The sequence below is a fragment of the Segatella buccae ATCC 33574 genome (assembly GCF_000184945.1).
Lineage (GTDB): Bacteria > Bacteroidota > Bacteroidia > Bacteroidales > Bacteroidaceae > Prevotella > Prevotella buccae.
Window position 1 is genome coordinate 1,140,769 of record NZ_GL586311.1, and the last position, 11,848, is coordinate 1,152,616.

Below are 11,848 nucleotides of genomic sequence, written 5' to 3' on the forward strand. Positions count from 1 at the left end.
TAGATGAATTTGTTTGGAGACAACAGAGAGCAACGGTTGATCGGTCTTTTTGGCAAGGGTGACGCTCGTGCAATGGATGAACTCTACAGCGAATATGCTGATTATCTGGCAGGAGTATGCTCAAGGTATGTCCAGAACAAAGAAGATTTGCATGATGTCTTGCAGGAGTGTTTCATCAAGATTTTCACGAAGATTGCCACGTTTGAGTATAGAGGCAAAGGTTCGCTGAAAGCGTGGGTGACGAGGGTCGCCATCAACGAGGCACTCCATTTTCTGAGAGACAATGAGGCCTCAATGTGGGTGGATTGGGAGGTTGAACCGCCCGCTTTGCATGAGGAGGAGCCTGAAGTGGACAGCTTGTCTGTCTCGCAGATAACAGAGCTGATACTTAGATTGCCATCGGGCTACAGGGCTGTGTTCAATCTGTTTGCGATTGAAGGGAAAAGCCATAAGGAGATAGCACAGCTTCTTAATATTAAGGCCGACACCTCGGCATCACAATTTCACAAGGCTAAAAACATGCTTGCCAAAATGATAAAAGAACAACAAATATGGGAGGAACGGCGATGAAAGAACCATGGCTCGACAAGTTGCGCGCCCGGATACTGGATGGGGGCGGAGCAAAGGCGCCGGAAGGCCTTCTTGACGATGTGAAGGCGGAGATGAAGCGCCGGGGCATTGCCCCCCTGTCCGCGCAACGGCAAAAGGCAAAGACGATTCCGATGTGGGGCCGGCGGGCCGCATCGGTGGCTGCCGTTCTGGTCTGTGGAGTGTGCTTGTGGCAGCTGTTGGAGCAACAACAGCCCGACACCCATCAGCTTGCAAGGCAACCGAGTGAAAGTGGTGGGGCGGAGTCTGCCGGTCATTCCTTTAAGAGTGGGCAGACGGAAGACCACACTTTGCAACTCCCAGTGGTGTCTTCGGGCAGGCTTCTTGCCTCGTTTGTAGCCCGCAAAGGTGAACCGGAAAGGTCGGAAAAGAGAGTTGCCGTCGCGGGTCCTAATGCTGGTGAGGGAACACAGGTGGCCATCTCTCCGGATGGACGGACGGAAACTGAAGGCGGAAAAAGGGGAAATGACAGTGCTACTCCGAAAACCAACAGCGCGACGAAGCCCGGAACGGATACGAGAAAGCCCCGCGAATGGGCGGAGCCGGAAGAAAATCGGAGAAGATTTGGAGGAGAAACCGGAGGTTCGAGGTTCTGTATCAGCACTGCTTATGGTGGTTCTGTAGGGACTTCCAATGGTGCCCAAGGCATCTTGTTGGCCTCGGCAGAACCGATAGGCGACTATGACAGAGAGTTTTCTGGGGGCAATACGCGGAAGAATATTACGGGTTCCGACGAGGTGAGAACTGAGACCAAACATCGTCAGCCGGTCAAGTTTGGAGTATCGGTAAGATACAGCATCGATGGGCGGTGGGGCGTTCAAGCAGGAGTGACTTATAGCTATCTTTCTTCTAAGTTTTCCTATGTCAAGGAGGCAGAAGCGAGCGTGGCCGAACAGCGGCTGCACTATGTGGGCGTGCCCGTTGCCGTGAGCTACAGTGTGTTGAAAACCAAAGGGCTTAATCTCTATGCAGTTGCAGGAGGAGAAGTGGAAAAGCTGGTCAAAGGGGAACTTGGCAGAAGTGCAAAAGGCGATAATGATGCCGGAGTCTCCACTGGTAGCGTGAAGGAGGGGAGGCCGCAATTTTCTGTCAGGGCGGCTGTCGGAGTGGAATACAGGATAGGTGGAGAGATCGGTGCCTACGTAGAACCCGGCGTAAGCTACCACTTTAATAACGGGAGCGGTGTGGAGAATATCTATAAGGAACGCCCTGCCAACTTCAGCCTCAACATGGGTTTGCGGATCCATATCAACCGATAAAGGTTGGAAAATGAAAACGCCGCCCGGCTTGTCTCAGCGAGACAAGCCGGGCGGCGAAGTGTGATAGGGAGGGTGGTTTATACGATTGGCAGACTGATGCCGTTGATTTTCTGATAGATGTCAAGCGCGTAGATGTCGGTCATGCCGCTGATGTAGTCGATGACAGCCATAATGCGCGTTTCCTGTTGGTCTCCGGAAATGTCGTACTGGCTGCTTACGCGCCGTATGAGCTGTTGGCTGTGGAATCGTTCGGGGTTTACGGCAGCTTCGATAAAGACACTCATCAGCGTTTCCATGATTTTGTAACCCGACAGTTCGATGTCAAGGACGGGTTTGCTGAGATAAATCTTTTGCCGAGAAATTTCCGCGCAGCGTTTATATGCATCAAGCTCCCGTTGGGGCAGATGCTTTATCAGACTCTTCTCGAAGGTGCCGTCGAGGATATCCTGCTCGTGTGCCACGAAAACATCCACGCAGTCATGTTCAAGTTTGCCAATGGCACAAGCCCGCATATAGACCACCCGCTCGTTGAGGTCGGTCACATGTTCTTCTTCCATGCGCCGGCATATCTCGTCCTTCTCCCCGTCGTCGAAAAATCCCAAAAGCAGTTCTTTCGTTTCTTCAAACGACAGGATTTTGAGCTTGTGGGCATCCTCGATGTCCATGATTTCGTAGCAGATGTCGTCGGCAGCTTCCACAAGATACACCAGCGGATGGCGGGCATAGCAGAGCGGTTCGCCCTTCCCCGATTTACGGGTGATGCCCAGTTCGTTGGCAATCTTTTGGTAGCTCTCTGTCTCCGATACGAAGAAGCCGAATTTTCCGTGACTGCCGGCCAGACTGCTGGCGAACGGATATTTCACGATACTGGCCAACATGGAGTAGGTCATGACGAATCCACCCTCACGACGGCCCTTAAAGCGGTGGGTGAGCAGGCGGAATGCGTTGGCGTTGCCCTCGAAGTGGGTGAGATCATCCCAGAACTCCGGACTCAGCTGTTGGTGCAGATAGTTGCCCTCGCCCTCGGTGAAGAATGTCTGTATGGCCTTTTCGCCGGAGTGCCCAAATGGTGGATTTCCCAAGTCGTGGGCCAGACAAGCCGCCGACACGATGGTGCCAATCTCTTCGAAGAGCGTTCCCGTGAGTTCGGGATGGAGTGTCTTGAGTTTTCGGGCCACGTCGGTACCGAGCGACATGCCCACACTGGCCACCTCCAAGCTATGGGTGAGCCTGTTGTGTACGAAGATGGAGCCCGGGAGCGGGAACACTTGGGTCTTGTTTTGGAGTCTGCGGAACGGCGCGGAGAAGATGAGACGGTCGTAGTCGCGCTTGAATTCAGAGCGGTCGTCGTGTCTCAACGGGTGGCGGTGCTCCTGTCCGAGACGCATGTTGGATATCAGTTGTTGCCATTTCATAGGGCAAAAGTAATTAAAATTGGCTAAAAACAGCCCTTTTTCCAATGAAATATTCACTTATGTGATTGGAAATGATTATTTTTGCACATTATTTATAATAGAAAGCCAACTGTCATGATTCAGATAAAGGTAGTCAATAAAGGCCATCATCCCTTGCCTACTTATGCCACGGCGCAGAGTGCCGGTATGGATTTGAGGGCCAATCTCTCGGCTCCCGTAACGCTTCGTCCGATGGAGCGGCGGCTCATCCCGACGGGGCTGTACATTGCCCTTCCGGCAGGTTATGAGGGCCAAGTGCGTCCGCGCAGCGGCTTGGCCTTGAAGCATGGCGTCACTGTGCTCAACACGCCGGGCACGGTGGATGCCGACTATCGTGGGGAAGTGATGGTGCTGCTCGTGAATTTCTCCACTGACGAATTTGTGGTTAACGACGGTGAGCGTATTGCCCAAATGGTTATAGCTCGTCACGAACAGGGTGAACTCATCGCTGTTGATGGACTCGATGAGACCGAGCGCGGAGCCGGAGGCTACGGGCATACGGGCATGAAATGAAAAATGGGAACAGAAAGGAAAAACATCGTGTTGAAGATAAAGGTGCAATATATCGTTATCCTGTGCTTGTTAGTGCCGATTTTGACCTTGGCATTGCCTTCTTCGGGGCGGCATAAGAGAGGCGTTGTGCCTGTAAAGACAGAGCAAGACAGTTTGTCGGTTGATGCTCGTAGGCGGTTTGACTACTTCTTTTTGGAAGCAGCACGGCAGTTGAGTGCGGGCCGGCATGACGCTGCCTTCGATCTCTTTCAGCATGCCCGGAACATTGATCCGAAGGCTGCGGAAGTGTATTATTATCTGGCCATGTACTATTCTTCGATGAAAAACGATTCCACGGCGTTGGCCTATCTGCTCAAGGCCGCCGAGTTGAATCCCGACAACACCGCCTACATGGAGCGTGTGGCACAACACTACATTGGGTCCGGCAACTATCCCAAAGCGATAGAGGCCTACGAAAATCTTTATGCCCACAACCACGACAACACAGAAGTCTTGCAGATGCTCAGCCAACTCTACCAGCAACAGAAGCAGCCTGCGAAGGTGATAGAGACGCTCAACCGCTTGGAAACGGCTCAGGGGGAGAGCGAACAGCTCACGCTGGCCAAGATGCAGGTGTATGACATGGCAGGCGACAAGAAAGCAGCCTACCGTGCACTCAAGTCGCTTGTGGACAATCATCCGCTCGACTTGAACTATCAGGTGATGCTCGGCAACTGGCTCATGCAGAACGAAAGGCAGAAGGAGGCTTATAAATACTTTATGGGAGTGTTGAAGGAAGAACCGGAAAATGCCTACGCCCAGTCGTCACTCTACGACTATTACAATGCCATCGGGCAGGAGGGGCTTGCCGACCGGTTGCTCGACCGTATGCTCCTCAATCCCAAGACCGAGATGGCCACTAAGACCACGCTCATGCGACAACTCATTCACAAGAACGAGACCTCCGGGGGCGATTCCACCGAGGTGCTGGCCGTGTTCAACCGCGTTTTGGCTTTGCCGCAGTCCAATGCCGACATGGCAGAGCTGAAAGCCGCCTACATGTCACTTAAGAAGATGCCCGAGGATTCTGTTATGCAGGCTTTCCGGCATGTGCTTGATATAGCTCCCGACAATGCCGGTGCCCGTTTGCAGTTGATACAGGCACTTTGGGCCAAGAAAAACTATGATGGGGTTATCGCGATGTGCCGTCCGGCCCAGCAATACAATCCCGACGAAATGGCATTCTATTACTTTATGGGCATGGCCTATTACCAGAAAGAGCAGACCGATGCTGCACTTGACGCTTTTCGCAGGGGTGTTTCGCAAATCAAGAGCAACAGCAATCCGGAGTTTGTGTCTGATTTCTATGCGTTGATGGGCGACATTCTTAATCAAAAGGGACGTACTGAGGAGGCTTTTGCTGCCTACGACAGTTGCCTCCAGTGGAAGAACGACAACATAGCTTGCCTCAACAACTATGCCTACTATCTGAGTGTGCGCAATCAGGAACTCCCGAAAGCCGAGCAGATGAGCTATAAGACTATCAAGGCCGAACCTAAAAATGCGACCTATCTTGACACCTACGCTTGGATTCTCTTCATGGAGGGCCGTTATGAGGAGGCGAAAATCTATATCGATCAGGCCTTCCAGAACCTCGACTCCACCGATGTCTCCGATGTCTACTACGAACATGCAGGTGACATCAGTGCCATGCGGGGCGACATGCCTCAAGCACTCGAATATTGGGAAAAGGCGTTGAAGGCCGGAAGTAAAAGTGCCGTGCTGCCTAAGAAAATCAAACAAAAGAAATATATCAAAGAATGAAAAGAACAATCATAAAGACCGTTGCACTCTGTGCGCTGATAGGGCTGGCTTCGTGTGCCGGCAAAAAGGCTGTGGTGAAAGACGGGGGTAACCTGTCCCAATCGTCGGCCGTGATTTCCCAACAGCCTGTTACCACCGCTTTGTCTTTCGTACAAAAAGTTTCCGACAACCAGATTTATGCCAAGAACATTGTTGGAAGCATGTCGTTCAGTCTGCAGGCTGGTGACAAGGATGTCACGGTGCCGGGCTCCCTTCACATGCGCAAGGATGAGGTGATTCGCATTCAACTTTTCATCCCTTTACTGGGTACGGAGGTGGGACGGCTTGAGTTCACGCCCGACTATGTGCTTGTGGTAGACCGTTTGCACAAGGAATATATCAAGGCCGGCTACTCGGAGGTGGATTTCCTGCAACAGCAGGGCATCACGTTCTATTCCCTCCAAGCGCTTTTCTGGAACCAGCTGCTGTTGCCGGGTAATCAGAAGGTGGCCGAGTCAGACCTGAAAAAGTTTGAGGTGGATCTGACTTCCATGGCGCAGACATTGCCCGTGAGCTACCGTAACGGCAAGATGCTTTACAGATGGGAGGCCAACCGTGTGTCCGGTCGGATAGAGAAGGCCCATATCACGTATGACAGTTCGCAGTATGGCAGGTCTACGCTTGATTGGGACTATGGCAACTTCAAGAGCGTGGGCGTCAAGATGTTCCCCGCCTATCAGCAGTTCCGCTTGGCCACCACGGCCACCCGGGAAAACAAACAGGCCACCGTCACCCTCGAAATGGACGAAGTGACGACCGATGCCAATTGGGAGGCACAGACACAAGTGTCGGCAAAATACAAGAAAGTGGCTCCGAAAGACGTATTGGGTAAATTGATGAAAATGTAAATGAAAAGACTACTCACCACGCTCCTCGTTCTCTCATTCGTCCTTACTCCCTTTGCGCAGAAAAAGAATTCCAAGCATAGGGAGAAAGCACGAACGACACAGACTCCTGTTCGCAAAAAGACTTCCACTCCAGCTTCCGGTAAGCGTAAAGGTACGGAGGCTAAGCCTCAACGGGCTGCAACCGCCAGAACGAAGACTTCCGGCAACCGGCAATCGACTCCCGCCTCCAAGCAGCAGGCCTCCACCACCCGCAATCGTCCTCGCTATTCCAATTCTTCCATCCGTGGACTGGAAGGGCAACGGGCTGCCATCCAGAAGAAAATCAAGGAACAGGAGCAAGCACTCAGGGCCAATCAAGAGGATGTGAAGAAGCGGTTGCAGGACTTGCTTGTCATCAATTCTGAGATAGACCAAAGTCAGAAGAGCATTGAGGGCATACAGCGGGACATCGTACACATCAATGGGAACATCGGTATTTTGAAAAGCCAGCTCCAAACCCTCGAGCAGCAACTTGAAGATCGCAAGGCCAAATATATCCGTTCGCTGCGCTACATGTCGCGCCACCATTCGGTACAGGAAAGGTTGATGTTTGTGTTCAGTGCCGACAATTTCGCCCAGATGTATCGCCGGATGCGTTTCATTCGCCAGTATGCCGGCTATCAGAAGGCACAAGGCGAACTGGTGAAGGCCAAGCAGTCGCAGGTGACTGGCAAGCACGAAGAACTGAAACGGGTGAAGGGTGCCAAGAACTCTTTATTATATAAAGGTAGACAAGAGAAGTCAAACCTTGAAAACAAGAAGGCCGAGCAGCAGAATGTGGTGCAGGGCTTGCAGAAACAACAGCGCACCATTCAGAGCATCATAGCCCAGCAACGCCAGAAAGACGCTGCACTCAATGCACAGATCGACCGGCTCATTGCCGAAGAGGTAGCCAAGGCACGTGCGCGTGCCGCTGCTGAGGCCCGTCGCAAGGCCGCTGCTGAGGCTGCTGCCAAGAAGCGTGCCGAAGAGTTGGCACGCCGCAAGGCCGCGGCCGAAGCTGCTGCAAGAGAAAATGCCCGTCGCATCCAAGAGGCCAAAGAGCGCGAAGCCCGATTGAAGGCTGAGGCCGAGGCTGCGGCCAAGGCTGCTGAAGAGGCCCGCAAAGCGCAGGCTGCCGCTGCCGAGGCGCGCAAACGGGAGGCTGCGGAAGCTGCGGCTCGCAGTGCTGCCGAAAGGCGGGCAAGAGCCGAACAGGCCGCCCGCGAAGCCGAAGCTGCCCGTGTGGCTACCGAGCGCAAGGCGGAAGCGGAGAAAAAGCGTAATGAGGCTGCCATTGCCGAGGCCAGGGAAGAAGCCCATGAGGCTGCCACGCTGACCACGGTAGACCGTATGATGAACAACGGCTTTGAGGCCAATCGTGGCCGGTTGCCCATGCCCATCACGGGAAGCTATCGTGTAGTGAGCCATTTCGGCCAACATTCGGTGGAGGGGCTGCCCGGTGTCACACTCGACAATAAGGGCATCAACATTCTCGGCAGTGCCGGGGCAAGTGCCCGAGCCATCTACGACGGTGAGGTGAGCGCCGTGTTAGGTTTCGGAGGCTCTTGGGTGGTGATGGTGCGCCATGGTGTCTACATCTCCGTTTATGCCAACCTGAAATCCGTCAGTGTGCATAGAGGCCAGAAAGTGAGCACCCGCCAAGGATTGGGCACCGTGGGCAGCGACAACATCCTGCAATTCCAACTCCGTAAGGAGACGGCCAAGCTCAATCCCGAAGTCTGGTTGGGGAGATAGAAGCAGCGATGCGCGTTGCATCGCGAGTGTTAGTCGAATTTGCTGATAGAATGCGCCTTGAAAAGGACGGACTTCTATCAGCAAATTCCATTATAAGCTGTTGTCTTTTTACTCCTCCGTCTTCCGCTACTCTTTATACAAATCTTCTATGTTTGTATAAAATCTACTTGGTAATTCAAATGATTGCTGTCCGGTAACTTCACCTTGTCTTTCAACTTTAGCAAAAACAGTTGCAGGATTCGTTGAGGATACACGAAATTTGTTTTTCTGTTTTTCTCCTGTCATGCTGTCATTTTCTCCACAAGAGGATGATTGTCAAGGTATTACAGATGAAAGAAAATATGACAGCATGAAAGGAAAAGTGACAGTTATGTTCTTAATAAAAGGGCATTGACTCTTCTTCCGTGGCGCAAGAATATGTATAGTCCCACCATGGGTCGATATTGCGCATCATGACTATCAGATTCCGAGATTTTGCAGCGCGTTTGAGGTGAATGATATCAACAAAGTTGAAAGTACTGCTGTCAGCAGGCAGCCGGTAACGTGAAATAACTTCACGCTCGTTTCTTTCAAAGCCACCATACTTTCTGTAAAACAGAATTCGATTCTTATAAAACTTGTTAGAGTCTTTTTCCAAATCATAAGAGAGAGTTGCCTTTGGAAAATCTTTTTGAAGCTATCCACGGGGAGATAATTTTTGCTTACCTGTTGCCATAGAAGCAGTAACTTTTTCCTTTTGTCCTGTTTTGGGATAAAACCGAATCCAAGTGTCTTGTTGAAATTGATTTCCTTCTTATGAATTTTCATTTTTATATATGAAGGCAGACAATCTAATCTGTCCCCATGTTCCCCGACATAAGGTGGAAGATACACACTGTCAGCATTTGGCTCACCAATGGTTGCTAACACGTACACATAATAACAAGTGTCACACTCGCTTATTTTTATCTTCTCTACCGTGATGTCGCATGAATATGACTGTGATTGTTTCCCTGTGCAATTAAGAAAAGCCAAGCATAGCATTAACAATGATAATGACATAGAATAATCATCTGTTGCACTAAACTTTTATTTATAATGTTCATAGAATTTAATGATGTGTTGTTTGAAATCTTCCGTTGGGTTTATTCCAAAATTACATTAGTATATGCATGTAATCCTTCACTTGCGAAACTTCAGAACTTTACTTTATTGATACGTTCCATTTTCATGGCTTTTTACTCGGTATTAGCAATAGTTCTTCCGCAACATCTTCACATACGAAGTTGTCCAACCCCGGTTGTGAAGACAGATCGTCCTCCACACCTCGTTGGGGATATAAAATATCTCCTTCTCTCAATGCTTTATAATAAGCGCGTTTGTTTTGGACTCTTTTTACATATATATCCAGATGGCGTTTTTGTTCGTAGTTTCGTGTTTGTAATAACTGCTCCTTTTGTTTTTTCAGCAGAGCATGCAGTTTTAGAATATCATCATACGGCTAGCTTTCATGTTCTATGTCGGATGGGGACAGATCATATATCTCGCATTTGTTTCTGCCCATCAACTTTTGTGCTTGTCAGAGATAGGAGCCTTAAACTTGGCACTTTTTAATTGCTTTATTCCAATAAAGTTTTTAACATTGGTACTGACAATTTCCGAAGAGCCAATGTTCTTTTGGATTCTAATGAGCCAACACGCATTTATATATTTCTCAGTTGTCATGCTATCGGTATAACTATTATAAGTCTTTAACCGTTCTTGGTGCGCGGTCAGTTCATCTGCCTTACTGGCGATGAAAACTATCTTGTTGTCAAATTTGAAATAACTTGCCGGGCATTTTATGTTGAACTCTTTATACTCCCCGTCATATTGATAACTTGGTGAAATTATAAAATAACAATATGGTTCATCAGAGAGCGGATCTGTCAAAGCGACATCAGTAACTATCGTATAACTCTTATAGTCAGGATGGTGCTTGATATATTTGTAAATAATCTCTTTTAGCGAAGGTTTAATGACAGATGAGTCTATTTTATTCATTACGTCCAATGAACTGTCTTGTTGTCTGGAGATACAGCCCGCCAGAATCAATCCGATGGCTATTGCTGTTATAATCTTTGCTCTCTTCATTTTGTATATGCGTTTATTATTTTTTTCGCCGTTAAAATTAGTGAAGTATTTCCCTTCGTCGGGCGTGTAGACATATATTTATTTTCATCCAATAGCTTAATGAAAATATGTACAAAGGCGTAATTGCCAATGTGAAACTATGCCAATAAAATTTAGTAACCTTAATTCCACAACAGGTTAGGTTATAGTCCACACGGTTATAATTCTTAAAGGATCACCTCCCACCATGCTATATGATTATCTGTTTGATTCATATTCGATTCTGATAATCCTATTTGTTGTAAATAAGTGTAATAATCGGTTTCCGTTATAAAAACACGGATGTTTTCAATATTTCCATCTGATGCATTGACACTATCTTGATTGATTATAACATAGCAGAAAAAAGCAGAATTGTTTCCATCATAATTTTTAGAAATGAGATACTTGTCATTCCATAAAATAGCTTTTGGAAATCCCGGCATTTCCACACCTTTGTATCCTGATGGTGTAGTTTTATAATACAAACCCGCTAACGGTTTGCCATCTTTTGACATGGCCATTGTTTCAACAAGATAGAAACCAGTATTGCCAATTCTTCTGCTATATGACGAAAGGTCATTGAACCATAATAAAAGTAAAATGAATAGTGGTAATGTCACAAGATATTTACGTGTATTTTTTTTCATTTTCTTTTCAAGATTATTGCAGCAATTCTTTATTTGTTGTACACGATTGTTCTTGAAGAACTATCTTCACAAACGGCCTGGTAGGCTTGTGAGGAACTGATGGGATGAATTGGTAATCGGCAGGCATGCCGAACCGTTTTATTTCCGGTAGGAGTTCTAAACTTTCTTTGTCAATAAAGTTGTAAAAGTGTATTATACATTTTATTTTGTAATCATCAAATTCAGATATAATAAATTTTTTATTTTCGGTTTCAATCACTCTGTTTTTCCCAAGTATATATTGGATAGAATTAAATTTGATAAAAATGAATGGAGGCTTTGCATCATTTGTTGCCTCTATCTTTAGGTCGGAAAAAAGAGCAGACAGAAAGAAATAATCACTTGATGGTATTTCATTCGTACTATCAGGCTTCTTAATAGAATCTACTATCTCCGTATTTAAGAGATTATATTCCACTAACCCCGGAGAAAATACAACTTCTGTATCTTCTTCCATGGAGCTATTTGTCTTACAGCAGCAAATTGTAAGTATTATAATTATAGCAATAAAGTTTCTCATATCACTCAGTGAATCTAGGATCTTTTACCGGATAAGTTTTCCCTTTATGGTTCGTTCTTATTCCTTGGTTTAATTTTCTTGCAGTTTTACTCTCACTACCTGTTATGACTCTGCGTAAAGAGTCAACCAGCAAGTGCAATATTACGCATAATATTTGTAAAACTCCTGCTTTGGTGTTGAAAAGTTCAATTTTTCCCTTGGTCTTCTA

The 11,848-nt window shown here is 48.0% G+C and carries 12 protein-coding genes; 6 read left to right on the top strand and 6 right to left on the bottom strand.

The annotated features are described in order from the left end of the window. Positions 1–3 precede the first annotated feature (3 nt). Together HMPREF6485_RS04330 and HMPREF6485_RS04335 are read left to right on the top strand one after the other, a co-directional pair. Positions 4–570: an RNA polymerase sigma factor gene (locus HMPREF6485_RS04330; protein ID WP_004344939.1), complete on the top strand. Its 567-nt coding sequence runs from the start codon at positions 4–6 to the stop codon at positions 568–570. After that, entirely contained in the window at positions 567–1,868 is a 1,302-nt protein-coding gene (locus HMPREF6485_RS04335; RefSeq protein WP_004344940.1) for a porin family protein, read from the top strand. Before HMPREF6485_RS04330 ends, HMPREF6485_RS04335 begins: the two co-directional genes overlap by 4 nt. A gap of 77 nt (positions 1,869–1,945) precedes the next feature. Here HMPREF6485_RS04335 and dgt read toward each other — a convergent pair whose 3' ends face one another. Further along, positions 1,946–3,283 (bottom strand): dGTP triphosphohydrolase, encoded by a 1,338-nt coding sequence (gene dgt, locus HMPREF6485_RS04340; protein WP_004344941.1) that lies wholly within the window; start codon positions 3,281–3,283, stop codon positions 1,946–1,948. Positions 3,284–3,397: 114 nt separating this feature from the next. Here dgt and dut point away from each other — a divergent pair, with 114 nt between their 5' ends. The 4 genes from dut (at position 3,398) to HMPREF6485_RS04360 (ending at position 8,301) form a co-directional block, all read left to right on the top strand. Then, on the top strand, positions 3,398–3,835 hold the full coding sequence (gene dut, locus HMPREF6485_RS04345) for a dUTP diphosphatase (RefSeq protein WP_004342673.1): 438 nt from the start codon (positions 3,398–3,400) through the stop codon (positions 3,833–3,835). Between the two features lie 126 nt (positions 3,836–3,961). After that, on the top strand, positions 3,962–5,638 hold the full coding sequence (locus HMPREF6485_RS04350; protein ID WP_152692569.1) for a tetratricopeptide repeat protein: 1,677 nt from the start codon (positions 3,962–3,964) through the stop codon (positions 5,636–5,638). Then, positions 5,635–6,525 carry a DUF4292 domain-containing protein gene (locus HMPREF6485_RS04355; protein ID WP_004344943.1) on the top strand — a complete coding sequence of 297 codons (891 nt, stop codon included), beginning with the start codon at positions 5,635–5,637 and terminating at the stop codon, positions 6,523–6,525. The genes HMPREF6485_RS04350 and HMPREF6485_RS04355 overlap by 4 nt, the downstream gene beginning before the upstream one ends. Further along, entirely contained in the window at positions 6,526–8,301 is a 1,776-nt protein-coding gene (locus tag HMPREF6485_RS04360; protein WP_004344944.1) for a murein hydrolase activator EnvC family protein, read from the top strand. 126 nt (positions 8,302–8,427) lie between these two features. On the opposite strand, the gene HMPREF6485_RS13950 is transcribed toward HMPREF6485_RS04360, so the two are convergent. The 5 genes from HMPREF6485_RS13950 to HMPREF6485_RS04380 all read right to left on the bottom strand — a co-directional run bounded on the left by HMPREF6485_RS13950 (position 8,428) and on the right by HMPREF6485_RS04380 (position 11,577). Next, positions 8,428–8,586 (bottom strand): hypothetical protein, encoded by a 159-nt coding sequence (locus HMPREF6485_RS13950; RefSeq protein WP_004344946.1) that lies wholly within the window; start codon positions 8,584–8,586, stop codon positions 8,428–8,430. 174 nt (positions 8,587–8,760) lie between these two features. Further along, positions 8,761–9,108 carry a hypothetical protein gene (locus HMPREF6485_RS14220; RefSeq protein ID WP_004344947.1) on the bottom strand — a complete coding sequence of 116 codons (348 nt, stop codon included), beginning with the start codon at positions 9,106–9,108 and terminating at the stop codon, positions 8,761–8,763. Positions 9,109–9,843: 735 nt separating this feature from the next. After that, positions 9,844–10,413, bottom strand: coding sequence for a hypothetical protein (locus tag HMPREF6485_RS04370; RefSeq protein ID WP_004344949.1), 570 nt, complete (start codon positions 10,411–10,413; stop codon positions 9,844–9,846). 206 nt (positions 10,414–10,619) lie between these two features. Continuing rightward, positions 10,620–11,081 carry a hypothetical protein gene (locus HMPREF6485_RS04375; protein ID WP_004344950.1) on the bottom strand — a complete coding sequence of 154 codons (462 nt, stop codon included), beginning with the start codon at positions 11,079–11,081 and terminating at the stop codon, positions 10,620–10,622. A gap of 13 nt (positions 11,082–11,094) precedes the next feature. Beyond that, positions 11,095–11,577 (bottom strand): hypothetical protein, encoded by a 483-nt coding sequence (locus HMPREF6485_RS04380; RefSeq protein WP_004344952.1) that lies wholly within the window; start codon positions 11,575–11,577, stop codon positions 11,095–11,097. Between the last annotated feature and the right edge of the window lie 271 nt (positions 11,578–11,848).

What these genes read in the sequence shown, in the direction of transcription:
- HMPREF6485_RS04330 (WP_004344939.1), top strand. Translation starts at nt 4, where the DNA reads ATGAATTTGTTTGGAGACAACAGAGAGCAACGGTTGATCGGTCTTTTT.
- HMPREF6485_RS04335 (WP_004344940.1), top strand. Translation starts at nt 567, where the DNA reads ATGAAAGAACCATGGCTCGACAAGTTGCGCGCCCGGATACTGGATGGG.
- dgt (WP_004344941.1), bottom strand. Translation starts at nt 3,283, where the DNA reads ATGAAATGGCAACAACTGATATCCAACATGCGTCTCGGACAGGAGCAC.
- dut (WP_004342673.1), top strand. Translation starts at nt 3,398, where the DNA reads ATGATTCAGATAAAGGTAGTCAATAAAGGCCATCATCCCTTGCCTACT.
- HMPREF6485_RS04355 (WP_004344943.1), top strand. Translation starts at nt 5,635, where the DNA reads ATGAAAAGAACAATCATAAAGACCGTTGCACTCTGTGCGCTGATAGGG.
- HMPREF6485_RS04360 (WP_004344944.1), top strand. Translation starts at nt 6,526, where the DNA reads ATGAAAAGACTACTCACCACGCTCCTCGTTCTCTCATTCGTCCTTACT.
- HMPREF6485_RS13950 (WP_004344946.1), bottom strand. Translation starts at nt 8,586, where the DNA reads ATGACAGGAGAAAAACAGAAAAACAAATTTCGTGTATCCTCAACGAAT.
- HMPREF6485_RS14220 (WP_004344947.1), bottom strand. Translation starts at nt 9,108, where the DNA reads ATGAAAATTCATAAGAAGGAAATCAATTTCAACAAGACACTTGGATTC.
- HMPREF6485_RS04370 (WP_004344949.1), bottom strand. Translation starts at nt 10,413, where the DNA reads ATGAAGAGAGCAAAGATTATAACAGCAATAGCCATCGGATTGATTCTG.
- HMPREF6485_RS04375 (WP_004344950.1), bottom strand. Translation starts at nt 11,081, where the DNA reads ATGAAAAAAAATACACGTAAATATCTTGTGACATTACCACTATTCATT.
- HMPREF6485_RS04380 (WP_004344952.1), bottom strand. Translation starts at nt 11,577, where the DNA reads ATGGAAGAAGATACAGAAGTTGTATTTTCTCCGGGGTTAGTGGAATAT.